Raw genomic sequence first — 24950 nt, forward strand, 5'->3', positions numbered from 1 at the left:
TGTTTCAGGGTGCATGATTCTTCAGATGAAAAAATGATCGGCAGGCGGGGATTTTTCAAGGCTGCCTTTACTGAGATTACAAAAAAGCTTGTCGAAATTTCTTTAGAGTCTGAGAGTAAAACTGTCAGGCAGCGAAAGTACCTCAGGCCCCCTGGAGCTGTAGAGGAGACCCTGTTCCTTTCCCGCTGTACACGATGTAATGAGTGTATCAGGGTCTGCCCTCATTATTGCGTCAGAGGCATTGATTCAGACGTAGAATATGGGATAGGCACCCCTGTAATAATCCCTGAGATTACACCTTGCAGACTCTGTCCTGACCTGCCATGTATCAGTGCATGCAAAGATAAGGCGCTGATGCCCGTAACGGATGTAAGCAGCGTTAGAATCGGAATCGCATTAATAGACCGTAACAATTGTAATGATTATTCCCCTGATGCCAGTTCACCGTGCAATAAGTGTTACACAGAATGTCCTCTTAAGGGAGATGCAATTTATCTTGAAGACTCAAAACCAGTAATAGGGGGAGAGAAATGCACCGGATGCGGTATCTGCGAAAATGTATGTGCTGCTGTAAGTTATCCCCCGGCGGTCAGGGTAATTCCGAAATATATCTGAAGTATTAAAAAAGATGAGCCGCTTTCTTATATATCTCCAGATATTATTCTACTTGACGTAGAATAAATATCATGGTAAAAAGATACATCATGCTTAAACGACTCGCATCCTCATTTAAACCTCACAAGGCAGGGCTTGGGCGTGTACTGGGTGACCTCGAACGCCTGGTTATGGACATCTTATGGAACAGGGGGGATGTTACAGGCCGGGAAGTGCTGGAAGAGATAGGAAAAACGAGGCCCCTTGCCTTAACTACAATCCTGACAGTCATGGACAGGTTGTTAAAGAAAGGACTGATAAAAAGGAAGAAAAGGGGAGGTGTTTTTGTCTATGCCCCCTCCATATCGAGAGATGATTTTGTGAGGCAGGTCTCAGAAGAGGTAATGCAGGGTATCCTCGATATTTCAGCCGGCTCTGCCGCATCATCCTTTGTTGACATCCTGTATAAGACCAGCCCCGGGGAGATGGACAGGCTGTCGAGGTTGATAGAAGAGAGGAAGAAGGCAGCAAGTAAATAACCCGAAGAAAAGGCCTTTATCATAGAGACAATCCCGATAGCTATCCCGATTATTCCAATTATAATTGCATTGACTTTACCACCTATTGGCATTATATTCTTGTACGTCCAGATTAGACCATTAAAGCCTTTCCACCTGTTTTCAAAGAAATAACTCAGGATGGAAAATATGCCGCCGAAAAACATCATGATTCCCCAGATAAGGAGCAAGACATCAGCAAGTATTTGGAATCCTCCGGGGAAAGAGAGTATGCGTACCGTTATTTCACCTATGAGGGCAGCTGAGGCAAGAATAACAAGCACCCATACAGGGTGAACAATGTGTTTTTTCACGAAAAGATTATATATGAGAACAGAATGGCAGGCAATGTCCTGTTTCTGGATGACCGGATGGGTTGTCACCCATCCTGCAACCGGGCTAATATTTAAAATAATTGGATTTTTGGGTGAACATGTTTAAAAACACAATGCAACTCACACGCCGTCTCTATGACTGGGTCATCCACTGGGCGGCGACCCCTCACGCAGTTGGCGCACTCTTCCTGATTGCCTTTGCCGAATCATCCTTTTTCCCTGTCCCGCCGGATGTGCTGCTTATTGCTATGGTCATTGCTGTCCCGGCTCGCGCCATGTGGTATGCCCTTGTCTGTTCCCTTGGTTCTGTGCTTGGAGGTATGGCAGGCTATGCCATAGGCTGGGGAATGTGGGAAATGGTAGACAGTATCTTTATAGGCCACATCTTCAGTCAGGCGGTCTTTGACAAGGTCGTCCATGCATACAATGACCACGCATTCCTGACTGTGCTGACAGCTGCATTCACGCCAATTCCGTTTAAGGTCATTACGATTGCAGCAGGTGTCTCAAAGATAAGTTTCTTAACGTTGGTCACAGCTTCCGCAATAGGACGTTCAATGCGCTTTTTCTTAGTCGCCGGTCTCCTGTACTACTTCGGTCCTGTCATGAAAGAGAAGATTGAGAAATACTTTGATCTGCTCGCACTTGCTTTTTTTGCACTCCTCATTGCCGGATTTCTTGTCGTTAAGTATCTGCTTTAATTGTACGGTATTGACAGGTGGGATGATATTCTCTTAAATGTGTTAAAATAGTGCAGCAGCCTTTACCATACAGGAGGTGCGTAAATGCCGGTAATCTTGCTTGAATTCAGTATGACCCCGCTTACTAAAGGGGAAAGTGTCAGCAAATATGTTGCAAGATCCCTCGATATTATAGACAAGAGCGGTCTTGAATACAGGCTGAATCCTATGGGAACTGTGATAGAAGGAGAGTGGGATGAAGTGTTTGAGGTAGTGAAAAAGTGTCTTGACCGGATGAGAAAGGACTGTGACCGTATATCTGCCAGTATCAAGGTAGATTACAGAAAGGGTAAGGCCGGCAGGATTAAGACGAAGATAGAGAGTGTTGAAAAAAAACTAAAGAGAAGACTAACAACTTGAATAATCAGACAAAACATTCTCATATTTAATTTTTCCCTTTTCCCCCCTTGACAAAATTCAAGAGTTCTATTAAGGTGTTTTCTTACCACTGGGGGGAAGTAACTAATGCTGATGACCTATCTTCCGGTTTTGTTGATCGCGGGCTTCGTGTCTGCCCTTGCGGTGACCGTTTTGTTTGTCAATTCTATTGTCAGCCCCAAAAATCCGTTTAAAGAAAAACTATTGCCATGGGAATGCGGTATGGAGCCCATTGGCAGTGCTTCATCAGGGCATTTCAGAATCCATTTTTTTATCGTAGCAATCCTCTTTGTTGTATTTGATGTTGAAACCGTATTCCTATTTCCATGGGCAGTTGTCCTAAGGGATATCGGCGGGATTGCCTTTGTTGAAATGCTTATTTTTATAGCCGTGCTTGCTGTCGGACTTATTTATGCCTGGAAGAAAGGTGCTTTGGAATGGGTATAAACGAGAATGTATTATTTACCACGCTGGACAATGTTGTAAACTGGGGCCGCAGGTCTGCACTATGGCCGATGACCTTCGGGCTGGCCTGTTGTGCCATAGAAATGATAGCCGCAGGCTGTTCACGTTATGATACCGACCGGTTTGGCATAGTATTCAGGCCGACCCCCAGGCAGTCTGATGTCATGATAGTGGCAGGGACTATGACAAAGAAGATGGCCCCGGCGGTGAAGAGATTATATGATCAGATGCCTGAGCCAAAATGGGTGATCGCAATGGGTGGCTGCGCCTCAGCAGGCGGGCCGTTCAATACATATAGTGTGGTTCAGGGTACAGACCTTGTTGTCCCTGTAGATATTTATATACCCGGGTGTCCACCGAGACCTGAGGCCCTCTTGTTCGGCTTTCTGCAGTTGCAGGAAAAGATCCGGAGGGAGATGCCTTCTGTCCTCGAAAAGTTTAAAAGTTGAGTGTAATGGAATTGAATGATATAGAAAAAGAAAAGGTTCTTATAGAACATCCTGTCCTGGTTCAGAAGGTCAAGAGCAGGTTTGGGAAATCAATTATCGAAACCGTGATATTCCGTGGCGAGATAACTCATGTAATAGAAACAAGAGATATTGCTGATGTGTGCAACTTTCTCAAGTATGATCTCGATTTTCAATTTAATTTTCTTTCAGACGTAATAGGCACTGATTGTCGTCCGCTGAACTCTTTCTTTGAGGTCGTCTATCAGCTCTACTCTATCCCATTCAGGAATCGCATCAGGTTGAAAGTCAGGGTTAAAGAGGGTGAAAGCGTTCCCTCTGTCACCTCTGTCTGGAGGACTGCTAATTTTGCTGAGAGAGAGGCGTTCGATATGGTGGGTGTTGTTTTTGAAGGACACCCTGATTTGAAGCGGATTTATATGCCGCCGGACTGGGAGGGGTATCCTTTGAGGAAAGACTACCCTCTTGTGGGATATAAGGATCAGTATAATCCGTGCGGGGTTGAGAAGAAGAAATGAGTATAAGAAGCGATGAGCAATGAGTTGAAGCAAGAAGTAAGAAATTAGATATTAGAGAAAATGGAAACTTTATGGCGGATACTTTAGAAGCAACTACAGATAATGCAGAGCTGACGACGCGGGAGATAACCCTTAATATGGGGCCTCAGCATCCTTCGACTCATGGTGTCATGCACCTCATCCTTTATCTGCAGGGTGAGAAGATTGTTAAGGCAGAGCCTGACATAGGATACCTTCACAGGGGGATGGAAAAGATTGCTGAAAACCTCCTCTACGGGCAGTTTGTCCCGTACACCGACAGGCTTGACTATCTCAGCAGTATGACCAACAACCTCGGCTATGTTTCGGCAGTGGAAAAACTGCTCGATCTTGAGATACCTGAAAGGGGGAAATACATCAGGGTTATAGTATCCGAGCTTTCGCGGATATCCAGTCACCTCCTTGCTGTAGGCGCATGGGGGCTTGATCTTGGCGCTATTACCATGGTCCTTTATGCATTCAGGGAAAGGGAGATGGTGCTTGACCTTTTCGAGATGCTTTGCGGTGCCAGACTTACTTATAATTACATGAAGATTGGCGGTGTGAGGGGAGACCTTCCTCCAGGTTTTAAAGAGAAATGTACCGAGTTTATCAAAATATTCCCGAAGCGGGTGGATGAATATGAAACCCTTTTGACAGGTAACAGGATATGGCTGCAGAGAAACAAGGGCATCGGGGTTATTTCTGCCAAGGATGCAATTGACCTTGGACTTTCAGGGCCCGCTCTCAGGGGGTCCGGTGTCAAATGGGATATAAGGAAAGATAATCCGTATCTTGTATATGACAGGTTTGAATTTGATGTGCCGGTTGGTACCAATGGTGATTGTTTTGACAGATATATGTGCAGGGTAGAGGAGATGAGGCAGGCTGCAAGGATAATATCTCAGGCTCTGCAGCAGATACCTGACGGGCCTGTGAATGCCAATGCGCCGGAAATAGTTGCGCCGTCGCGGCAGGATGTTTACAACAACATGGAGGCCCTCATCCACCATTTCAAGATAATTTCTCACGGATTCAAGGCCCCGGTCGGCGAGGTCTATGCTTCTATAGAGGCGCCCAAGGGTGAGCTTGGTTTTTATATAAAGAGCGATGGCACTGAGAAGCCGTTCAGGGTCAAGATCAGGGCGCCATCCTTTGTAGGATTGCAGAGTATAGACCTGATGTCGAGGGGGGCATATTTTGCTGATGTAGTATCGGTAATATCGAGCCTCGATCCGGTTTTCGGTGAAGTTGACAAGTAGGATATGCGGCAGCAGTGAGCAGGCAACAGGTTATAAATAAAACAGAGGAAGAAGATGCTCTCAGAAGCGGCGGTAAATGAGATAAAGGAAATTAGAAAGAGATATGTGACAGCGCGCTCGTGCATCATGCCTTGTCTCTATGTTATTCAAAGGGAGTATGGTTACATTACTGAAGATGGTATGCGGGAGATCGCAAAAATACTTGATATAAACCCTATTCTTGTCTTTGAGGTATCCACATTCTATACGATGTACAACAAGAAGCCTGTAGGCAAATATCATGTGCAGGTTTGTACCAACATTTCATGCTCCATTTTGGATGGTGAGCATATTTTGGATGTTATTTCAAAAAAACTGGGCATCAAGGCAAAGGAAACTACACCTGATAAAAAGTTCACACTCTCAACAGTTGAATGCCTTGGTTCATGCGGAACTGCGCCAATGATGCAGATAAATGATAAATATTATGAAAACCTTAATGATGCTAAAGTAGAGGAGATACTTAATAGCTTACGATAGATTATTTAGTAAAACTTTATGTTTGAACCCGTAATATTAAAAAATATAAATGTCGCTGATTCACATAAGCTGTCCACCTATCTCGGCAGCGGCGGGTATCAGGGATTAAAGAAGGCGCTGGATATGACGCCTGATGCTTTAATCCAGATGGTAAAGGATTCCGGGTTAAGGGGACGGGGCGGTGCTGGGTTTTCTACAGGACTTAAATGGAGCTTCATACCAAAGGATGCTACTCTGCAGAAGTACCTCTGCTGTAATGCGGATGAAGGAGAGCCGGGTACATTTAAGGACAGGGCAATAATGGAGTATGACCCGCATCAGTTAATAGAAGGTATGGCTATTGCTTCCTACGCTATCGGAGCCGACACATCATACATCTACATACGAGGTGAATTTGCACTTGCTGCAGACAGACTGGAAGATGCTATAAAAGAGGCTTATCAAAAAAAATACCTGGGAAAGAATATCCTGGGTAGCAATTTCAATCATGATATGTATGTCCACAGGGGTGCGGGGGCCTACATATGCGGAGAGGAGACTGCCCTGCTTGAATCAATCGAAGGCAGAAGGGCTTTGCCGCGTATCAAACCGCCGTTTCCTGCGCATGTCGGTCTCTTTGGAAAACCAACAGTGATAAATAATGTAGAAACGCTTGCCTGTATCCCGCATATAGTGAACAGGGGCGCGAGCTGGTTTGCATCTATAGGTCCGGCAAAAAGCCCGGGACCCAAATTATATGGAATAAGCGGAAGTGTGAATAAACCGGGGTTATATGAGCTTCCAATGGGGACTCCGCTCAGGGAAATTATTTATACGCATGCAGGCGGTATAAAGGACGGAAAGAAACTGAAGGCTGTCATACCTGGCGGGGTATCGGCCCCCATGCTTACAGAAAAAGATCTTGATACCCCGATGGACTTTGACTCTCTGGCTGCAAAGGGTACGATGCTTGGAAGCGGTGCTGTTATTGTTATTGATGACAGCATGTGTATAGTAAAGGCAGCGCTCATTACGCATGAATTTTTTCACCATGAATCATGCGGAAAGTGTACGCCATGCAGGGAGGGCCTTGATTGGCTTGTAAAGGTGATGAGGCGTATAGAGCATGGTCAGGGCAAAGAGGGAGACATCGAGCTTTTGGAGAAATTGTGTGTGGATATATTCGGGAGGACGTTCTGTCCCCTTGGTGACGGCGCAGTTATGGCGCTTAGAGGGGCATTTAATAATTTCAGGGAAGAATTTGATTTTCATATAAAAAACAAGAGGTGTATGGTTAATGGCAACCGTTAAGATAAACGGTAAAGAGTTGACAGTAGAAGACGGTACGCTGATACTTGATGCGGCACGGACGGCCGGGTTTGAGATACCTACCATGTGTTATCATGCAAGGTTAAGCAAACTCGCATCATGCCGGGTGTGTCTTGTTGAGATTGTAGGGCAGAGAAAATTACAGCCGTCCTGTGTAACGCCAGTCATGCATAATATGGAGGTCCTGACCGAGTCTCCTGTCGTGAAGTCTGCCAGGTCATCTATGATAGAGCTCCTGCTTGCGAATCATCCGCTTGATTGTCCTGTGTGTGATAAGGGTGGTGAGTGTGAGCTGCAGGATGTCACATTCAAGTTTGGTCCGAGACATAGTCCTTTCGGAGAGAAGAAACGCAGATTTAACGAAGAAGATTACCTCTTAAGTCCTGTTATTGTTCAGAATATAAACAGATGTATTCAGTGCAAGAGGTGTGTGCGGATATGTGCCGAGGTAGTCGGAGCAAATGTGCTTGGCTCAATTGGCCGCGGTGCAGGGACTCAGGAGACGAGTTTTGTTAAGGAATATCTCGATTGTGATCATTGCGGAAACTGTATAGAAGTATGTCCTGTAGGTTCACTGATGAGCAGGACTTTCAGGTATAAGTCGAGGCCATGGGACCTTGCCGGTGTTGATACCGTATGTACATTTTGCGGTACAGGATGCCAGCTGACTGTGCAGGCAAGAAAAGGCGAGGTGTTGAGGGTAATCTCCAATCCTGATACCGGTATAAATAATGAGACTTTATGTGCACGGGGCAGATATGGCTACTCATTCATAAATAGTCATGAGAGGCTTGTCACCCCGTTTGTAAGGGTTGATGGAAGGCTTGAGCCTGCTACATGGGATGAGGCCGTGGATTCTATCAGGGCAGGATTGAACCAGGCATTAAAAATGGGAGATAAGATAGGCGGCATTGCCTCAGCCAGGCTTACAAATGAAGAGCTTTATATGTTCCAGAAGCTCATGAGGAATGCATTGAACTCTAACAACCTTGATGCAGGAAGTAGATGGAACAGTGATACTGTCGCGGATTTCATAGAGGTCATGGGATTAAAGAACGGCGGCGTATCTATCTATGATGCCTTAAAGTCTGATACTTTGATTATAATAGGATCGGCTATTTCTGAAGAAAACCCGGTGACTGATTACATAATAAGACGGTTATCCTCGTATAGAAAGTTGAACATAATTATAGTATCATCCCGTGGAGTGAGACTCGATAGTTCAGCTAAAATGTCATTACGCTGCAAGCCCGGTACTGAAGGAGAAGTAATCAGGACGATTACAAATATTTTATCCGGTCAGGTAAAAGGTGAATCAGACAAGGACAGCGCCGGTGCAGCAGAAATTATAAAAAACTCAAGCAGTGTATCAATAGCAGTGGGAACAGATGTTCTCAGGTCCGCTAATCAGTTAAGTTATTTGAGCAGCCTTGCAGGTATACTGAAGGGACTTGGTAAGGATATTAAACTTATCCCTCTACTTGACCGTGCGAACCAGAGGGGCGCATGGGATATGGGTGTTCATCCTGAATTTCTGCCGGGTTACAAAAAAACTGTAAATACAGGGTTGGGCAGTGAGGGGATTGTGCGGGCAGCGCTTAAAGATGAAGTTGGTGCGCTCTATCTGGCCGGTGAAGATCTGGTCTCTGGTTTTCCGGATGGACGGGCTGCGAGAAAGGCGCTTGGTAAGGTTAAGTTCCTCATAGTGCAGGATATGTTTATGACAGAAACTGCGAAGATGGCGAATGTCGTCCTTCCTTCAGCAAGTTTTGCAGAGAAGGATGGCACCTTTACCAATCAGGAGGGCAGGGTTCAGCGTCTGAGGAAGCTGCACGATCCTCAGGGTGATATAAAGGCTGATTGGGAGATATTCTCCGCTGTCGGGGAGGCATTGGCGCCGGCATTCGGGGTCAAATCGGCAGCTGAAATATTCAATGAGATTAAAGAAGTTGTGCCTGGGTACAGTGACATAAGTTTTGAAAGCCTGAACGGTAACGGTGCAGTTCTGCAATTGTCTGGGTCCGGTGAGCAGGCAACAGGCAGCCCTGACCCTCATGGCCGGATAAAGGGCCGCAATGAGAAACCTTCAGCTTTGTCCTCAGAGGCGGTTGACAATGAATATCCATTTATACTTACGACCGGAAATTACCTTTATCATTCCGGCAGGCTGTCACTTAAGGCTGACAAGCTCAACGAGATAATGAATGAGGCTATTGTAGAGCTGAATGCGGAAGATGCAATGACACTCGGCATTACAGAGGGTGTCAAGGTCCGGGTTAAGAGTAAGTCCCATGAGGCATATATGACGGCAAAGATAAACCAGGGCATGGCAAAAGGGGTAGTATTTATACCTGAGAATTTTACTGATGTCTATGTGAATATGTTTTTTAATATGGGGGAAGGATTCCCAAGGGTTAAAGTGCAGATTCCTTAAAGGAGATGAAGATGATAGATCCAAAGTCACTCCGGGAAATAGATTTCCTGACAGACCTCAATGATCAGGAACTTGGTGTCTTGTCTCAGGTCTTAAAAGAAAACGAGTATCCTACAGGGACCACAGTCTTTAAGGAAGGTGACGATGGTCAGTCCCTCTACATAATAAAGAAGGGTGAGGTCAAGGCATGCAAGACATCACCTGAAGGGGATCTTCTGACCCTGATGCTGCATAAAGATGGAGATATCTTCGGGGAGATGGCGTTCCTTGACGGTAAACCAAGATCGGCTACTATAGTTGCGATTGCAGATACCATGACCTACATCCTCGATAAGGATGATTTTGAGACATTGATAGATAATCACCCCAGGTTGATGTATAAAATCCTGAGAAACATAGTCTTTCACATTCATACTATTGTAAGGGGAATGAACTCAAGGTATCTCGAAATGATTAATTATATGTGGGGGAGAAAGAGATAAGTGTTTGATCTGATTAATATGAGCCCTGCGTTAATTACGATTTTGGAGGTCGTGATAATCTGTGTCAAAGTCGTTGTCGTCTGCCTGATCCTTTTTATGCTGCCTCTGCCGCTTACTTACATGGAGAGAAAAGTCGCAGGCCATATTCAGGTCAGGCTTGGCCCATTCCGTACAGGATTTCATGGTCTCCTGCAGCCCTTTGCAGACATGCTGAAGTTGATCTTCAAGGAGGATATTATTCCTTCACAGGCTGATCGGTTTCTCTTTAAGATAGCGCCGATAATAGCCATGGTTCCTGTATTTACCGTCTATGCTACTGTCCCTTTTGGTGAGAGTGTAACTATCCCGTTTATCAATCAGAAACTCAATCTGTATATATCAGACATGAATGTTGGCATCCTTTATGTCCTTGCCATAGCAGGTTTGAGTGTCTACGGGATGATTCTTGCCGGCTGGGCATCCAACAGTAAATACCCGATGCTCGGGGGGCTCCGGTCATCAGCTCAGATGATCAGCTATGAGCTTGCCCTCAGTCTTGCCGCGGTTGGTGTAGTAATGATGTCTAATTCGCTTAGCCTTTTAGACATAGTGAGGGGACAGTATGACTGGCACTGGAATATCATATATCAACCGGTTGGCTTCTTCATCTTCCTCATCGCCGGTATAGCCGAGATTAATCGTATACCATTTGATATGCCTGAAGATGAAGGCACACTCGGTGCAGGTTATCATTCTGAATACAGTGCAATGAGGTTTGCGTTCTTCATGCTTACAGAATATGTGGCTATGGTTACTATCTCTACGCTTGGCGTTATCCTCTTCTTCGGTGGCTGGGATGGACCATCATTCCTTCCGGGGATTGTCTGGTTCGTGCTGAAGGTAATAGCCTTTATTTACTTCTTTATGTGGGCAAGGTTTACTTTTCCAAGATACAGATTTGATCAGTTGATGGCAATAGGGTGGAAGATATTATTGCCGTTAGCGTTATTGAATATCCTGATTACCGGGCTGGTGATTATATGAGTAATAACCGCAAATTAAATTTCAGCATAACAAATATCCTCAAAAAAGTCCTGTTCATAGACCTCATCCAGGGCCTCGCTGTCACATTTGGCTATACCTTCACAAAGACCATGACCATGAGATACCCTGATGAAGAGACATGGATTCCCTATCAGAGATTCAGGGGGCTTCATACATTAAACAGGAACAAGGCCGGTAGAGAGTTATGTGTAGGTTGTGAGCTCTGCGCAAAGTCATGCCCGACCCAGTGCATTACTGTTGTCCCGATGGAGGACAAGACGGGAAAGGGGATTGCAGACAGGGTTGCAGCGAGATGGGAGATAAACCTGTTGCGCTGCATGTTCTGCGGCCTGTGTGAGGATGCATGCCCGACAGAGGCGCTAAAACTGGGTAGACAGTATGAACTTGCAGGTAAGAAGATGCAGAGACAGTTTCGCTCAAAGGATGAGCTCCTTGCTCCACAGGCAATACCGTTTGATTTTGAGGGCGGTGTGATAGTCAAGGCACGTTTGGAGAGGGATGAGGATGGCGCTGTTGTGAAGCCGGATTTGAGTTCACAAAAGAGGTGGTGGTAATGGCTGAGATGGTCTTTTTTTTCATATTTGCAGTTATTGCTGTAGTCTCTGCCGTTGGAGTTGTGACATTGCGAAATCCTGTACACAGTGTCCTGTCTCTTATGGTATGTTTCCTTCAGATGGCGGCGCTGTTTGTTTTGCTCCGTTCTCCCTTTCTGGCTGCGGTTCAGGTATTCGTATATGTCGGCGCCGTCATGGTGCTTTTCTTATTTGTAATCATGATGCTGGATATACGTCGGGCAAGTATGAAGAGGTTTGTTTCCGGAGGACACTCCTGGGTAATAGCCCTCCTGGTAATTCTTATTGCTGAAATGGTTCTCATTTTATCCAGGAGCAGATTTGCAGAGATGGCAGTTTCTACAACAAGCCGTCTTGACGGCAGTGTGAAGGAGATGGGTACGGTATTGTTTTCAAAGTATCTCCTTCCGTTTGAAATTATTTCCATGATACTTCTTGTAGCCCTGCTTGGCGCAATAGTATTGGGAAAAAAGGAGCTAAGGTAAGATGGTTCCGTTGTCATGGTACATAATTCTCAGCTCAGTCCTTTTTATCATAGGGACTGCTGGTGTATTGCTCAGAAGGAATATTCTGATAGTCCTGATGTCAGTTGAACTGATATTAAACTCAGTAAATATCAACTTTGTTGCCTTTTCGTATTATCATCAGGACCTGAGGGGACAGATATTTTCCATTTTCATTATAGCAGTTGCAGCGGCTGAGGTGGCTGTGGCGCTTGGTATATTAATCGCTCTTGTGAGGAACAAATCAGCGCTCAATGTTGATGAAATAAGGACAATGAAAGGATGATGAATTGGAAGTTATAGAGTCTGTAAGGCCACTTTTAGCGCTATCCGTTTCCTTTATAGCCATGTTTGTGGTGCTGGGATTCAACAAGATGCCGAATCAGCGCGACATTACATCGTTTGTTGCGGCTATTATAAAGTTTTTGATTGTAATCTCGATGGCCCCGATTATCCTTTCAGGCAATATTATTGAATATTCAATGTTTACAGTATTGCCGGGCATAGAGTTCAAGTTCAGGGTGGATGCCCTGGGGATGGTCTTTGCCACCATTGCCTCATTCCTCTGGATCCTGGCTTCTGTTTATTCCGTAGGCTATATGAGAAGCAGCAAGGAGCATGCACAGACAAGGTTCTTTGCATGTTTTACTGTCAGCATCTTTGCGGCCGTAGGCGGTGCATTCTCCGCCAATCTGTTTACACTTCTGGTATTCTATGAAATACTCAGTCTTGCCACATATCCGCTCGTTTATCATAAAGAGACACCGGAGTCATGGGCAGGAAGTAAAAAATACATTATATACCTGGTAGGAACATCAAAGACATTTTTACTGGCTGCAGTAATCCTGACCTTCGTAATTGCAGGCACCCTTGATTTCGCGCCTCATGGTCTGCTGGCCGGTGTGAATGCCTCACCTGTTCTTCTGACAGTAGTCTATATCTGTTTTCTTATCGGTTTTGCAAAGGCTGCAATCATGCCATTCCACGCATGGCTGCCGGCAGCCATGGTGGCGCCGACCCCCGTCAGTGCGCTTCTGCATGCAGTTGCCGTTGTCAAAATGGGTGTCTTCTGCGTCCTTCGTGTAGTATTTAATGTATATGGCATTGATCTGATGCGTGATCTCAACCTTGGTATTGCAACTGCCTATGTAGTTTCGTTTACGATAATATTGTCTTCAATCTATGCCCTGACGCAGGACAATCTTAAGAGAAGGCTTGCATATTCAACAGTGAGCCAGCTTTCTTATATAGTTCTTGGGGCTGTTTTACTTACGCCGAGCGGCATGGTAGGCGGTATTGTACATATTGCGAATCATGCATTTTCAAAGATTACTCTCTTCTTTTGTGCAGGTTCAATTTATTGTGCGGCGCACAAGACAGAGATAAGCGAACTCTCAGGCATAGGGCGAAAACTGCCGTGGACAATGACTGCATTCTTCATAGCATCTCTGAGTATGATAGGGGTATATCCGGCAGCCGGTTTTATCAGCAAGTGGTATCTTGCTATGGGTTCGATTGAGGCGCATGAGATTCCCATACTTGTTGTTCTTCTTGTAAGTTCAGTCCTTAATGCTGCATATTTCCTGCCTATAACGTACAAGGCTTTTTTTGAAAAAGAGGGCAATAAACATAATAAGGAGTGGGACCACGAATTACATAAAGACAGTCATGACGATCACGGTCATGGAGAGATTAGAGAGATACCGCTTGTTGCCATACCACTTGTCGTTACGTCTGTAATCTCCATAATAGTGGGCATTTATCCGGACTACTTCCTTGGTCTGGCAAAGGTAGTAATCAGGTAAAAGGCATAATTTTTCGGGAGACGCTCTATGCTTGAAAAGATAATTAACTTTATAGGCGATGCAAAGAACGCGAAGACAAACAGGATAATTTTCTATATCATACTTGTGGTCGTATTTGCCTCGGATTTCTTTGTAGATCGGGAACATGCCCATTATATATGGGATAAGATACCCGGATGGGGAGCTTTCTACGGGTTTATCTCCTGTGTCCTCATTATTGTAGTCTCGAAGTTTCTTGGCCATCAGGGAAAACTGATGAAGAAAGAGGATTATTATGACTGAGTCGTTCTTTCATCCAGCGATACTCTTTATAGCAGGCGCCTTTTTAATTCCTCTTTTATGGGGAAAGGTACAGAAGGTATATCTTCTTATAATTCCGGCAATCGCATTTTTAGTCTGTATTGGTGCGTCACAGGGTACGTACGGTGTATATCACTTCCTCGGGAACGAGATCATAATTGCAAAAGTAGACAAGCTCAGTTTAGTATTCTCTTACGTCTTTACCATAATGGCTTTCATCGGTATGATGTATGGCCTGCATGTTAAAGATGCCGGCCAGCACGTGTCGGCATACCTCTATATTGGCGGCGCACTTGGTGTGACCTTCGCAGGTGATTACTTTACCCTCTTTTTATTCTGGGAAATCATGGCCTTTTCCTCAGCATACTTAGTGTTCGCTCAGAGAGAATCTGCGGCTGTCAAGGCAGGTTTCAGATATATCCTTGTGCATATAGCAGGCGGGGTATTACTGCTCGGAGGTATCATACTGCATTATGCAGAAACAGGTTCCATCCTGTTCGGCCCCATTGAGCATAGCGGGAGCCTTGCATTCTATTGCATTATGACCGGTTTCATACTGAATGCCGCAGTACCTCCTCTTCATGCATGGCTTGCGGATGCATACCCTGAGGCAACTGTTACCGGTGCAGTATTTATGTGTGCCTTTACGACAAAGACTGCAGTATATGTCCTGGTCAGGGCATTTCCAGGCACAGAAATACTTGTCTGGCTCGGTGTTATAATGGCGCTCTACGGTGTCGTATATGCTGTGCTTGAGAACGACTGCAGAAGACTTCTTGCATACCACATTGTAAGTCAGGTCGGTTACATGGTTGCCGGTGTCGGTATGGGTACATATATGACGCTTAACGGTTCAGTGTCTCATGCCTTTTCTCACATCCTTTATAAGGCACTCCTGTTCATGGGTGCAGGCGCAGTAATTCAAATGACTGGAAAACGTAAACTGACGGAATTAGGTGGTCTTTACAGGACGATGCCGGTTACATTAACCCTCTATATGATAGGGGGGTTTGCTATCTCTGCATTTCCCCTGTTCAGTGGTTTTGTGAGTAAATCCATGGTAGTTGCAGGTGCGGCTGCGGACCACAGACCAATCGTTGCCTTGTTGTTGACAATGGCGTCAGCAGGAACCTTCCTGCACACAGGCCTTAAACTCCCGTACTATATGTTCTTTGGCAAGGACTCAGGTCTGAGGCCAAAGGAACCGCCGATGAATATGCTTATTGCCATGGGTATTGCTGCGTTTCTGTGCATTGCCATTGGAGTAGTTCCGGGTCAGCTCTACAGAGTCCTCCCGTATCCCGTTCACTTTGAACCTTACACAGGAGACCATGTTACCAGTGCACTCGGCATATTGATGTTCACTGCGCTCGGATTCTTCCTGCTGCTTAAAAAACTTGACCCTGAACCAACGATAAGCGCTGACACAGACTGGTTCTACAGGAAGGGTGCGTTGGTATTCATGTGGTTTGCAAGAAAGCCTGTCGGGGCCTGGGAAGGCTTTATAACGGAAATAACCAATACAGCCATAATGCCGTTTATTTATGCGGTTGCAAGGATAGGTTTCTGGATTGACAAAAACATAGTTGACAAGGCCGTAAATGGTATTGCAGGCATTATTATGTCCCTGAGTGCCGGTGTAAGGCGAGTGCAGTCAGGCCAGCTTCAGCACTATGCCGTAGGTATGGTTTTAGGGATCATGGTGATCATCTTTATATTTTCGATGATAGTGAGGGGATGAAGTGATAGAAGCAGTTCATAACAGTATGGGTATCCCGATATTAAGTATAGTAACATTTCTGCCGCTCCTTGGAGCACTGATTCTCCTTTTTGTAAGAAATGCCGTTGCAGCCCGGTGGATTGCCCTGGCCTTTACAGTCGTTGATTTCCTTGTTGCCATCCCGATCGTCCTGAAGTTCGACAGCACAACGCACAATATGCAGTTTGTGGAACATTATATCTGGATTCCATCATGGAATATTACATACTTTATGGGTATAGACGGTATAAGTGTCCTGTTTATATTCCTGTCGTCCCTGCTTGGCTGGGTATGTGTGCTTGCGTCGTGGCGCTCCATCCAGCATAAGGTTAAAGAATTCATGATGGCGCTTCTTGTCATGCAGACGGCTATGATAGGCGTCTTCTGCGCCCTTGATTTCTTTCTGTTTTACTTATTCTGGGAAGCGATGCTTATCCCTATGTATCTGATCATCGGAGTCTGGGGGGGCAAGAACAGGATCTATGCAGCGATTAAGTTCTTTCTCTATACACTGGCAGGAAGTGTGCTCATGCTTATCGGAATTATTGCACTCTATTTTGCCGGCGGCCATACCTTTGACATCATAGAACTCATGAAACAGAACTATCCTTTCGCATTTCAGTTCTGGGTATTTCTCTCATTCTTCATAGCATTTGCAATCAAAGTCCCGATGTTTCCTTTCCATACATGGCTGCCTGATGCCCATGTGGAGGCGCCGACAGCAGGGAGTATTATACTTGCCGGAGTGCTGCTTAAGATGGGGACATACGGGCTTATTAGATTCAACCTGACACTTTTTGAAGAGGCCGCGAGGTACTTTACACCTCTTATACTTGTCATGTCAGTGATAGGAATAATATATGGCGGTTATCTTGCACTTGCGCAGAGCGACATAAAGAAACTTATTGCCTATTCGAGTATAAGCCACATGGGTTTTGTTACTCTTGGACTCTTTGTCTATAACTCAGCTGGCGTCGAAGGGGCTATAATGCAGATGCTGAATCACGGCATCACAACAGGGGCGTTGTTCCTGTGTATCGGGTTGATATATGAGAGGACCCATACGAGAGAGCTTGCTGACTACGGCGGCCTTGCCAAGGCGGTGCCGATTTATACTACATTTTTTACGATTTTTATTCTGTCATCCATGGCTATCCCGGGTACCAATTCGTTCATAGGTGAGTTCCTGATACTGGCCGGGGCATTCGGATACAGTAAGGTTGCCGGTGCGTTTTCAATAATAGGCGCCATGCTCGGTGCAGTTTATCTGCTCAGTATGTATAAGAAGGTTGCTCTTGGAGAGATCAATCACAAAGGTCATATACATGAGGCACATGATGTCAATGTCAGAGAGCTCGCAGCAATGGTTGCCCTTGCCATATTTGTCTTTTGGATCGGAGTGAATGCAGCTCCGTTTGTCGAGCTCATACATCCATCAGTTAGTCACCTGCTGGAACAGCTTAACTCAGCCGGGAATATGGTTGCTCATGTTAGATAATCAGGATCTCAATTCGAAGGGATGAGGGTGGGTTATTAATGAATTTTGATATCAGCAATATAATATTCAGTATGCCGGAGATAATCGTTCTGGCCGGGGCATGCCTGCTCCTTATGTTCGATCTGATACTTCCTAAAGGTCAGAAACAGGCGATAGCTTATGTCGCCCTGGCTGTTGTCATTATAGCCGGAGCTGAGACCTGGCTGCTTTCTGATAATATTGCCCATATATTTAACCGGATGTTCATGTTCGATGGATATTCAATATTCTTTAAATTTGTATTCTACATAGGTACCCTGCTTGCAATACTGCTTTCAATCAATTACATGAAGATTGAAGGGGAGGATTATGGAGAATATTATGTTCTGATTCTGTTTGCACTCAGCGGAATGATGATAATGGCCTCTGGCACTGACCTCCTGAGCATATATGTAGGACTTGAGTTGATGGCTCTTTCCATATACATACTAACCGGTTTTACACAGCGCTCAGGAAAATCAAATGAGGCTGCCATGAAATACATTATCCTTGGTTCTTTCTCCTCAGGTGTTTTACTATATGGCATGTCTCTCATCTATGGTATTACCGGTACTACTCAGTTGTCTGATCTTGCATTGGCGCTTAAAGGGCAGGATAACATGGATATGTCATTAATACTTGCTGTTATTTTCTTAGTGGCCGGCTTTGGTTTCAAGGTCGCTGCCGTGCCCTTCCACATGTGGGCGCCGGATGTTTATGAAGGGGCTCCAACATCAATTACTGCATTCATGTCAGTAGGTCCAAAGGCTGCTGCGTTTGCAGCCATCCTGCGGATTTTCATTGAGGCCCTCGGTCCGGTGGCAGGGAGCTGGGAAACAATACTCGCCCTGGTTGCAGTCCTGACAATGGCGACAGGAAGCATCTTTGCGTTGATTCAGACTAACATAAAGAGGATGATCGCATACTCCAGTATTGCTCATGCTGGCTACGCACTCCTTGGTGTAGTTGCAGGCGGTCGGGACGGCATATCAAGTGTGATGTTATACATGCTTATATATACTTTAATGAACATGGGTATTTTCGGATTGATCATCATGATGAGGAAAGGGGACTTCCGCGGCGAAAATATTCACGATTACACCGGATTGGCTAAGACTAACAAATTAGCGGCACTGCTGATGCTGATATTCCTTTTCTCTCTGGCCGGAATCCCGCCGACCGGAGGTTTTGTAGGTAAGTTCTATATTTTTATGGCCCTGGTAGGTCAGGGACTGATTCCACTTGCCGTCATTGCTGTAATCTTCAGCGCAGTCTCGGCATTCTTCTATATCCGCATAGTAATGTTGATGTACATGAAGGAGCCAACCCACAAATTTGACCTTGCAACTACCCCTGCCAGCGGCATTGCCATAGCTATAGCCTTGATCGGCATACTCATCATAGGTGTTCTGCCTTCCTGGTTCCTCGAGATGGCCCAGAGGGCCGCGTTTCCTGTGTAAGGGAGCGCATATATGATGAGATCACTGGTCTTTTTCCGAAATTGATTCAGGAAATCTAAGAGAAAGGAATAACTATGAAACTTGTTCTCAGACTCACTTTAGCAGCCATGTTGTTTGTCTCCATAGCGGTCTTTTCAGGGACAGCGCTTGCGACTAACGGTTATCAATTGATAGGTGTTGGTCAGATCCAGAAGGGTATGGCAGGGGCTGTTACGGCTGCGCCTCTGGATACAATGACGGCTATCAGTAATCCGGCGGGGATGGCACGTGTTGGCGAGCGGGCTGATTTCAGCATGGAGGCATTTATGCCGGTCCGGTCTGTAGACTTTGGCGCCATGGGTGGCGGTAAAACAGAGGGTGGGTCAGAACTCTACGGTATTCCATCTGTGGGATGGGTGGCAAATGCCTTCAATCGCGAAGACGTTTATTTTGGCGGCGGAATGTTTGCGACCTCTGGTCTTGGAGTTGATTATGGTGAGGTGCTGATGATGCCAGGGGCTGCCCTTGATATGATGACAGGAGCGCCATCTGGAACGCACAGCGATGTGACATTTGACGGTTTTTCCGCGATTCAATTCTGGAAGATGGCGCCGACCATAGCATGGAATGTTAATGGAGGACTGAGCCTGGGCGCTTCATTAAATGTAGACTATCAGTCAGTAACCATAAGGGAGAGGCTGCGCAATGTACCTTTTAACCCTTCCTCTCCTGCCTTTACTCAGATGGACGTCAATCTTGACCTTGGAAGACCGACAAGTCAGCTTGGTGTAGGTGCAGCGCTTGGTCTGTTGTATGATCTTACTGAAGAAGTTACACTGGGATTTTCTTACACGAGCAAGCAGGTCTTTGGCGACGCCGACTTTCGTGTAGGAAAAGATGATGTGAAAAATTATAATGGCGCTATGGGTGTTGCAGGTGTATATCATCTGGATCTCGATTATCCACAGCAGGCTGCATTTGGCGTAGCCTTCCAACCTATTGATTCATTGCTTTTCGACTTTGATATAAAATGGATTAACTGGTCAAACACCCATGATAAGGTAACGCTTAAAGGCCCTTCGAACTCATTTGATACAAATAGTGATTTTATTGGTGATTCAAATCAGACCAGACTCGATTTTGGCTGGGAAGATCAGTACATTTATGCTGTCGGAGCCCAGTATAAACCGACTCAAAGACTGGCCCTTCGTGCTGGTTTTAATTATTCAAAGGCGCCGATTGACAAAGCCGATGTGTTTAATAATTTAATCTTTCCTGCCTATGTTGAAAGGCATCTGACCTGTGGTTTTGACTATCAGTTAGGGACGCACTGGGGTATTGGCGCGGCGTACAAAAAGGCGTTTAAAGAGACTGCTACAGGAAAAGGGGACGTCCCTGCCGGGTTTGTTGCGATGACCCCATTTACTGTTGACTCAGGGGTAAAGGTTTCGTTAGAAGAAGATTCAATCGGGATGCTGCTTTCATATCGTTTTTAGTAGTCAGGTATAATCGTCCTTTTGACAGTTTGCGATATTGACATTCATTATCATGACTGCTATTGTTCATACAGGGATATCATTTCAACCTCGTAAAAACAGTGTGCACGACGGAGAACCGGGCCACGCAACTGGAGGACAAGGAAATGAAAAGGATGATAAAGTATTTAGGGCTGATGTCTCTGATCTTATGTTTTTCTTCTGCTGCCATGGCAGCAGACAAAGGAAAAAGTCCCATTCCCGGGATGACCAAAAGCGAGTTGATCAAATTGGCAAAGAGTGCGGCTCCAGCCAGCATTGCTGATCATGCTACGGTCATGATTCCGGGAGCAGATGGGAAACTGGTGGAGGCTGTCAAGGGGACAAATGGATTTGCCTGTATTCCGGATATTGACGGCCAGGAAGTGCCTGATCCTTTTTGCGGTGATGCCGCTTCCATGGAATGGGCAGATGCTCTGATGAGCGGTGCAGACAGACCTACCAACACAGTGCCTGGCATTGCATATATGGCCAAAGGAGGCTGGCACTTCGAGAAGGATGGCAAGATCCTGATGAAGGAGGTGCCAGGCTCAAAACGTGTCAAAGAACCTCCTCATTGGATGCTTTTCTGGCCGGTAGATTCAAAGACAAGCGGCATACCATCATTGCCCAATAAACTGGGAACTTATGTAATGTGGGACGGAACTCCGTTTGCTCACTTAATGATCTATCAGGATCCTGGCAAATTGAAGTAGAATAAAGGATAGTATTGGAGGAGGGGCTCAAATTATAAGGGACCCTCCTCTTTATACAAACCTTATTGATACATTATTATGGAAAAGTAGTCCTTTTTGTGTCAGCCTAAGCCGGCCATTATCAAATGTTAAGAGATCTCCCCCCGTCATTTCGTCTATTGACTCTTTATAAGCTTCTTCTATTTTCATCCTGAACCTGCTCTCAAAGTCCTTTACGTTAATTCCTTCCATCATCCTCAGGCCCAGGAACACGGTCTCTCCCATAGCCATTTCCCTTGTAAGCAGGTCCTCTTCAACCACCGCTGTTCCATTGCGATTTATAAGACTTAGATAATTATTCAAGAGCGGGCTATTTGCCATCCTTATACCAAATCCCTTTTTGAAATATGAATGAGCCGACACCCCGAAACCAAAATAATCTCCGCCCTTCCAATATAACTGATTGTGTTTTGACCTGAAGCCAGGGAGTGCATAGTTTGAGACCTCGTAATGTTCATATCCTGCGGTGCAAAGTAACTCAATTGTGTCAAGCAGCATTTCTGTCTGATATTCATCCCCTGGAAGGTCCAGTAATCCTTTTTCCTGACTAAGTTGAAATGGTGTTCCTTCTTCGATGGTAAGGTTATACGCTGAGATATGTTCAGGACGTAGTGATAAAGCCTCTTTAAGATCGTCCTTCCAGTCTTGTAAAGACTCTCCTCCGATGGAATGTATGAGGTCAATGCCTATATTATCGAATCCGGCCTTTCTGGCCGATTCTATGGCATTTAACGCTTCTTTACTGCTATGGGACCTGCCGAGGCTCATCAGTAGTCTGTCATTGAAAGACTGGATGCCGATACTGATACGGTTTATGCCGGCATCTTTGTATCCTCTGAGCCTTTCCATGTCAATAGTGCCGGGATTTGCCTCAATAGTTATCTCAGGATTTATTAGTCTGAACTTTTTTGCGAGATCCGAGAGGATCTTTGATATACCTGCCGGTGAAATTAGAGAGGGGGTCCCGCCGCCGAAATAAGCTGTTACAATATCAGTGGAATTTGATTCGGTGGACCGTGAATTGATCTCTTTCAGCAATGCGTTGATATATTCTTCCTCCGGCACATTGCCCGGTGTGAATGATGTAAAGCTGCAATATGGACACTTTCTTATGCAGAAAGGGATATGGATATAGATTCCGGTCATTTCCGATTGTGTTATTTCTTACGGTTTGATGTCGTTGAAGGTGCTTTCCCGGCACTCTTTTCAGACCTGTTCTGACTGAGAGTTTTTTTTGAATTACTGAATGTGAAGCGTCCGTGCAATATACAGCCTCTCATGCCAGGCTTACAGGTGCGCTCCTCTGAAATGGTACATTTTTCATTCACTTCATGCGGACATCCCCAGTTGCTCATATGCCTGTATTTTCATCCTTCCCAACCCGTCTACCCAACCGCTTGGGACAGAATGAGTTCTGTCTCCAATTCCAGATTTTAATCATATATTGTGAAATACATGATGTCAACCAGCCACCCGCCGGTTCTTATTGTCTAAAAATATGATTTAGACTATACTTACCGGACGGAGAGATGGCCGAGTCCGGTTGAAGGCGACTGCCTCGAAAGCAGTTTCAGGGGTAACTCTGACGGGGGTTCGAATCCCTCTCTCTCCGCCAGGAAAATTGCTTTGCAATTTTCACTTGTAGCTTATAGCAAAAGCGGGACGGATAAATTTCTCCATCTCTATGAAAACTTATAGCAAGCCTTTTCTGTCTTTTATAATTTCTGCACTCTTTATCTTAATGTCAGCGCCGTCAGAGGCTGTTATGGGACAGTATGGCATGATTGAAGGAGACAATATCAACATTGTTGATATCAATGATCCTGATGGTAAGGATGGACTTATTGCAGAGATGAAGGTAATGAGTCCAATTGACCGTACGTGGGATGTAATGACTGATTATAGTAGTCTTCCGGAATTTATCCCTAACCTTAAGGTCAGCAGGGTGATAGAGAAAAAAGGTGATGAGATTATACTTTATCAGGAAGGGGTAACAGGCATCATGATGTTTAAGTTCAGGATAGGTGTTACTGTTAAAATCGTGGAACATCATCATCAAAGTATTGAATTTACAAAGGTTGATGGTGATTTTGAAATCTTCGAAGGAGAGTGGCGGGTAGTTCCGCTTACTTATGATGAGACATTAATAATCTTTACACTCAAAGCAAAACCAAAATTCTATGCCCCGAATTGGGTTATTCGATCTATTATGAAACGGGATATTCCTCTGGGGATGAAGGCATTGCGGGAAAGGATAGAAAAATAGGGTATTTTAAGGGATGTGTTGTCAGGATTTGTCTCTTGACCTTATAGTCTGTTTCCAATAGAATTGCAGAACAGTATGAAATGGCCGGAGAGGTACCCAAGTACGGCTGAAGGGGCGTGCCTGGAAAGCACGTGTGCTGGCAACAGTACCATGGGTTCAAATCCCATCCTCTCCGCCAGGAAAATTGCTTTGCAATATTCACTTTTGGCTTATAGCATATAGCTTATAGCATAATCAGTAAACAGCAGCAGTAAAGCAAAAGCAGTAAAAAAAGATTGTCTCCTGTACGCAGCCGGGAACAGGGCAGGGGGCTGCGCAACAGAGGCTTGCGAACCCCGACAGGTCCGGAAGGAAGCATCGGTAAGTGATAACCTTTGTGTGCCGCAGAAACCCTTGTCCTATCCCGGCTGCATTCAGGAGACAAGTGTTAACGCTGAAAAATGGGGGTACCCATTGCTACGAAGTAAATGCAATGGGTAGTGCGGCGTCAGGATTCAGAATTTGAGGTTCAACGTACAACACAGTACGCCTCGCCTCAAATTCTGAATCCTTCCTTGCAACTGAGCATTTTTGAGCGTTAACTTAAGGCATCATGTAGTGAATAATAAGAGTGAATAATGGGTTATCAAGTCCTTGCAAGAAAATGGCGTCCCAGATCCTTCCAGGAGCTTACAGGCCAGGAACATGTATCAAAGACGATTGAGAATGCTATCACGGCCAACCGTATAGCGCATGCCTATCTCTTTTCCGGTGTACGTGGTGTTGGAAAAACGACTGTTGCACGAATCCTGGCGAAGTCGCTCAATTGTTCCGAAGGCCCCACTCCGACACCCTGCATGAAATGCGAATCATGCAAAGAGATTACGGATGGTTATTCCGTAGACGTAATGGAGATTGACGGCGCTTCCCATACCGGTGTAGACAGTATACGGGAACTTCAGGAAAATGCCCAGTATGCCCCCATGAGGGGGCGTTATAAGATATACATAATTGATGAAGTTCACATGCTCTCAACCTCGGCCTTTAATGCCTTGTTAAAAATCCTGGAGGAGCCGCCTCCGCATTTAGTGTTTATCTTTGCCACGACTGAACCTCATAAGATCCCCAATACTATACACTCGAGATGCCAGCACTTCCAGTTCAGGAGGATAAGCTACAGAGAGATTGTTGACAGGCTTAGATTCATACTCAAAGAAGAGGGGATTGTGGCTGGAGAAGATGCGTTATCCATAGTTGCCAGATCTTCTGACGGCAGTATGAGAGATGCACTCAGCCTTCTTGATCAGGCGATATCCTATGCTGGAGGCAATCTGACAGGAGAGGATGTTTCGTGGATATTGGGCCTGGCGGATAATATGACCCATCCATTTGTCAGGTACATTCTGAATAAGGATTCAGCA

Annotated in this window: 27 protein-coding genes, 2 tRNA genes and 1 other RNA gene; 29 read left to right on the forward strand and 1 reads right to left on the reverse strand. The window is 45.3% G+C overall.

The window, feature by feature from the left end; all coding sequences use genetic code 11:
• Positions 1-9 precede the first annotated feature (9 nt).
• The 24 genes from IT392_10310 (at position 10) to IT392_10425 (ending at position 21245) form a co-directional block, all read left to right on the forward strand.
• Entirely contained in the window at positions 10-615 is a 606-nt protein-coding gene (locus IT392_10310) for a 4Fe-4S dicluster domain-containing protein (protein ID MCC6544873.1), read from the forward strand.
• A 71-nt stretch (positions 616-686) separates the two neighbouring features.
• Positions 687-1133 (forward strand): BlaI/MecI/CopY family transcriptional regulator, encoded by a 447-nt coding sequence (locus IT392_10315; GenBank protein ID MCC6544874.1) that lies wholly within the window; start codon positions 687-689, stop codon positions 1131-1133.
• A gap of 168 nt (positions 1134-1301) precedes the next feature.
• Complete coding sequence (locus IT392_10320) at positions 1302-1448, forward strand: hypothetical protein (protein MCC6544875.1); 147 nt, start codon at positions 1302-1304, stop codon at positions 1446-1448.
• 151 nt (positions 1449-1599) lie between these two features.
• Positions 1600-2187, forward strand: a complete 588-nt coding sequence (locus IT392_10325; protein ID MCC6544876.1) for a DedA family protein — start codon at positions 1600-1602, stop codon at positions 2185-2187.
• 84 nt (positions 2188-2271) lie between these two features.
• Positions 2272-2586 carry an MTH1187 family thiamine-binding protein gene (locus tag IT392_10330; GenBank protein ID MCC6544877.1) on the forward strand — a complete coding sequence of 105 codons (315 nt, stop codon included), beginning with the start codon at positions 2272-2274 and terminating at the stop codon, positions 2584-2586.
• Between the two features lie 111 nt (positions 2587-2697).
• A complete protein-coding gene (gene ndhC / locus IT392_10335) occupies positions 2698-3051 on the forward strand; it encodes an NADH-quinone oxidoreductase subunit A (protein MCC6544878.1) in 354 nt (117 codons plus the stop codon).
• On the forward strand, positions 3042-3518 hold the full coding sequence (locus IT392_10340; GenBank protein MCC6544879.1) for an NADH-quinone oxidoreductase subunit B: 477 nt from the start codon (positions 3042-3044) through the stop codon (positions 3516-3518). Before ndhC ends, IT392_10340 begins: the two co-directional genes overlap by 10 nt.
• A gap of 5 nt (positions 3519-3523) precedes the next feature.
• Positions 3524-4054 carry an NADH-quinone oxidoreductase subunit C gene (locus IT392_10345; GenBank protein MCC6544880.1) on the forward strand — a complete coding sequence of 177 codons (531 nt, stop codon included), beginning with the start codon at positions 3524-3526 and terminating at the stop codon, positions 4052-4054.
• A 71-nt stretch (positions 4055-4125) separates the two neighbouring features.
• Positions 4126-5334 (forward strand): NADH dehydrogenase (quinone) subunit D, encoded by a 1209-nt coding sequence (nuoD, locus tag IT392_10350; GenBank protein MCC6544881.1) that lies wholly within the window; start codon positions 4126-4128, stop codon positions 5332-5334.
• Between the two features lie 54 nt (positions 5335-5388).
• Positions 5389-5853, forward strand: coding sequence for an NADH-quinone oxidoreductase subunit NuoE (nuoE, locus tag IT392_10355; protein ID MCC6544882.1), 465 nt, complete (start codon positions 5389-5391; stop codon positions 5851-5853).
• A gap of 18 nt (positions 5854-5871) precedes the next feature.
• Positions 5872-7143, forward strand: coding sequence for an NADH-quinone oxidoreductase subunit NuoF (nuoF, locus tag IT392_10360; protein MCC6544883.1), 1272 nt, complete (start codon positions 5872-5874; stop codon positions 7141-7143).
• The gene (gene nuoG / locus IT392_10365; GenBank protein ID MCC6544884.1) at positions 7130-9595 is read left to right on the forward strand and encodes an NADH-quinone oxidoreductase subunit NuoG; all 2466 of its coding nucleotides are present in this window, start codon (positions 7130-7132) and stop codon (positions 9593-9595) included. The genes nuoF and nuoG overlap by 14 nt, the downstream gene beginning before the upstream one ends.
• An 11-nt stretch (positions 9596-9606) precedes the next feature.
• The gene (locus IT392_10370; GenBank protein ID MCC6544885.1) at positions 9607-10077 is read left to right on the forward strand and encodes a cyclic nucleotide-binding domain-containing protein; all 471 of its coding nucleotides are present in this window, start codon (positions 9607-9609) and stop codon (positions 10075-10077) included.
• A gap of 18 nt (positions 10078-10095) precedes the next feature.
• Complete coding sequence (gene nuoH / locus IT392_10375) at positions 10096-11100, forward strand: NADH-quinone oxidoreductase subunit NuoH (GenBank protein MCC6544886.1); 1005 nt, start codon at positions 10096-10098, stop codon at positions 11098-11100.
• Complete coding sequence (locus IT392_10380) at positions 11097-11675, forward strand: NADH-quinone oxidoreductase subunit I (GenBank protein ID MCC6544887.1); 579 nt, start codon at positions 11097-11099, stop codon at positions 11673-11675. The genes nuoH and IT392_10380 overlap by 4 nt, the downstream gene beginning before the upstream one ends.
• A gap of 8 nt (positions 11676-11683) precedes the next feature.
• Entirely contained in the window at positions 11684-12178 is a 495-nt protein-coding gene (locus tag IT392_10385) for an NADH-quinone oxidoreductase subunit J (protein ID MCC6544888.1), read from the forward strand.
• 1 nt (position 12179) lies between these two features.
• Positions 12180-12482 carry an NADH-quinone oxidoreductase subunit NuoK gene (nuoK, locus tag IT392_10390; GenBank protein ID MCC6544889.1) on the forward strand — a complete coding sequence of 101 codons (303 nt, stop codon included), beginning with the start codon at positions 12180-12182 and terminating at the stop codon, positions 12480-12482.
• 4 nt (positions 12483-12486) lie between these two features.
• Positions 12487-14001, forward strand: coding sequence for a monovalent cation/H+ antiporter subunit D family protein (locus IT392_10395; GenBank protein MCC6544890.1), 1515 nt, complete (start codon positions 12487-12489; stop codon positions 13999-14001).
• A 27-nt stretch (positions 14002-14028) separates the two neighbouring features.
• Positions 14029-14283 carry a hypothetical protein gene (locus IT392_10400; GenBank protein ID MCC6544891.1) on the forward strand — a complete coding sequence of 85 codons (255 nt, stop codon included), beginning with the start codon at positions 14029-14031 and terminating at the stop codon, positions 14281-14283.
• Positions 14276-16042 (forward strand): Na(+)/H(+) antiporter subunit D, encoded by a 1767-nt coding sequence (locus IT392_10405; GenBank protein MCC6544892.1) that lies wholly within the window; start codon positions 14276-14278, stop codon positions 16040-16042. Before IT392_10400 ends, IT392_10405 begins: the two co-directional genes overlap by 8 nt.
• Positions 16043-16067: 25 nt before the next feature.
• A complete protein-coding gene (locus tag IT392_10410; protein ID MCC6544893.1) occupies positions 16068-17558 on the forward strand; it encodes an NADH-quinone oxidoreductase subunit M in 1491 nt (496 codons plus the stop codon).
• Positions 17559-17596: 38 nt separating this feature from the next.
• A complete protein-coding gene (locus IT392_10415) occupies positions 17597-19036 on the forward strand; it encodes an NADH-quinone oxidoreductase subunit N (GenBank protein MCC6544894.1) in 1440 nt (479 codons plus the stop codon).
• 74 nt (positions 19037-19110) lie between these two features.
• Entirely contained in the window at positions 19111-20511 is a 1401-nt protein-coding gene (locus IT392_10420; protein ID MCC6544895.1) for an outer membrane protein transport protein, read from the forward strand.
• A 146-nt stretch (positions 20512-20657) separates the two neighbouring features.
• Positions 20658-21245, forward strand: coding sequence for a hypothetical protein (locus IT392_10425; protein MCC6544896.1), 588 nt, complete (start codon positions 20658-20660; stop codon positions 21243-21245).
• A gap of 51 nt (positions 21246-21296) precedes the next feature.
• Here the strand turns inward: IT392_10425 and hemW are convergent, their stop codons facing one another.
• Positions 21297-22430 carry a radical SAM family heme chaperone HemW gene (hemW, locus tag IT392_10430; protein MCC6544897.1) on the reverse strand — a complete coding sequence of 378 codons (1134 nt, stop codon included), beginning with the start codon at positions 22428-22430 and terminating at the stop codon, positions 21297-21299.
• A 377-nt stretch (positions 22431-22807) separates the two neighbouring features.
• Here hemW and IT392_10435 point away from each other — a divergent pair.
• The 5 genes from IT392_10435 to dnaX form a co-directional block, all read left to right on the forward strand.
• Positions 22808-22899, forward strand: a tRNA-Ser gene (locus tag IT392_10435).
• Between the two features lie 69 nt (positions 22900-22968).
• On the forward strand, positions 22969-23550 hold the full coding sequence (locus IT392_10440; GenBank protein MCC6544898.1) for an SRPBCC family protein: 582 nt from the start codon (positions 22969-22971) through the stop codon (positions 23548-23550).
• A gap of 86 nt (positions 23551-23636) precedes the next feature.
• A tRNA-Ser gene (locus IT392_10445) sits at positions 23637-23728 on the forward strand.
• A gap of 124 nt (positions 23729-23852) precedes the next feature.
• Positions 23853-23951: signal recognition particle sRNA small type (gene ffs / locus IT392_10450), an RNA gene on the forward strand.
• 216 nt (positions 23952-24167) lie between these two features.
• Positions 24168-24950, forward strand: a 783-nt coding sequence (gene dnaX, locus IT392_10455; GenBank protein MCC6544899.1) for a DNA polymerase III subunit gamma/tau, incomplete at its 3' end; no start/stop codon positions are given.

The organism is Nitrospirota bacterium (assembly GCA_020846775.1).
Lineage (GTDB): Bacteria > Nitrospirota > 9FT-COMBO-42-15 > HDB-SIOI813 > HDB-SIOI813 > RBG-16-43-11.

Bases quoted from the DNA above. Each gene is read 5' to 3' on its own strand.
- IT392_10315 (MCC6544874.1), top strand. From the start codon at position 687: ATGGTAAAAAGATACATCATGCTTAAACGACTCGCATCCTCATTTAAA.
- IT392_10320 (MCC6544875.1), top strand. From the start codon at position 1,302: ATGCCGCCGAAAAACATCATGATTCCCCAGATAAGGAGCAAGACATCA.
- IT392_10325 (MCC6544876.1), top strand. From the start codon at position 1,600: ATGCAACTCACACGCCGTCTCTATGACTGGGTCATCCACTGGGCGGCG.
- IT392_10330 (MCC6544877.1), top strand. From the start codon at position 2,272: ATGCCGGTAATCTTGCTTGAATTCAGTATGACCCCGCTTACTAAAGGG.
- ndhC (MCC6544878.1), top strand. From the start codon at position 2,698: ATGACCTATCTTCCGGTTTTGTTGATCGCGGGCTTCGTGTCTGCCCTT.
- IT392_10340 (MCC6544879.1), top strand. From the start codon at position 3,042: ATGGGTATAAACGAGAATGTATTATTTACCACGCTGGACAATGTTGTA.
- IT392_10345 (MCC6544880.1), top strand. From the start codon at position 3,524: ATGGAATTGAATGATATAGAAAAAGAAAAGGTTCTTATAGAACATCCT.
- nuoD (MCC6544881.1), top strand. From the start codon at position 4,126: ATGGCGGATACTTTAGAAGCAACTACAGATAATGCAGAGCTGACGACG.
- nuoE (MCC6544882.1), top strand. From the start codon at position 5,389: ATGCTCTCAGAAGCGGCGGTAAATGAGATAAAGGAAATTAGAAAGAGA.
- nuoF (MCC6544883.1), top strand. From the start codon at position 5,872: ATGTTTGAACCCGTAATATTAAAAAATATAAATGTCGCTGATTCACAT.
- nuoG (MCC6544884.1), top strand. From the start codon at position 7,130: ATGGCAACCGTTAAGATAAACGGTAAAGAGTTGACAGTAGAAGACGGT.
- IT392_10370 (MCC6544885.1), top strand. From the start codon at position 9,607: ATGATAGATCCAAAGTCACTCCGGGAAATAGATTTCCTGACAGACCTC.
- nuoH (MCC6544886.1), top strand. From the start codon at position 10,096: ATGAGCCCTGCGTTAATTACGATTTTGGAGGTCGTGATAATCTGTGTC.
- IT392_10380 (MCC6544887.1), top strand. From the start codon at position 11,097: ATGAGTAATAACCGCAAATTAAATTTCAGCATAACAAATATCCTCAAA.
- IT392_10385 (MCC6544888.1), top strand. From the start codon at position 11,684: ATGGTCTTTTTTTTCATATTTGCAGTTATTGCTGTAGTCTCTGCCGTT.
- nuoK (MCC6544889.1), top strand. From the start codon at position 12,180: ATGGTTCCGTTGTCATGGTACATAATTCTCAGCTCAGTCCTTTTTATC.
- IT392_10400 (MCC6544891.1), top strand. From the start codon at position 14,029: ATGCTTGAAAAGATAATTAACTTTATAGGCGATGCAAAGAACGCGAAG.
- IT392_10405 (MCC6544892.1), top strand. From the start codon at position 14,276: ATGACTGAGTCGTTCTTTCATCCAGCGATACTCTTTATAGCAGGCGCC.
- IT392_10410 (MCC6544893.1), top strand. From the start codon at position 16,068: ATGGGTATCCCGATATTAAGTATAGTAACATTTCTGCCGCTCCTTGGA.
- IT392_10415 (MCC6544894.1), top strand. From the start codon at position 17,597: ATGAATTTTGATATCAGCAATATAATATTCAGTATGCCGGAGATAATC.
- IT392_10420 (MCC6544895.1), top strand. From the start codon at position 19,111: ATGAAACTTGTTCTCAGACTCACTTTAGCAGCCATGTTGTTTGTCTCC.
- IT392_10425 (MCC6544896.1), top strand. From the start codon at position 20,658: ATGAAAAGGATGATAAAGTATTTAGGGCTGATGTCTCTGATCTTATGT.
- hemW (MCC6544897.1), bottom strand. From the start codon at position 22,430: ATGACCGGAATCTATATCCATATCCCTTTCTGCATAAGAAAGTGTCCA.
- IT392_10440 (MCC6544898.1), top strand. From the start codon at position 22,969: ATGAAAACTTATAGCAAGCCTTTTCTGTCTTTTATAATTTCTGCACTC.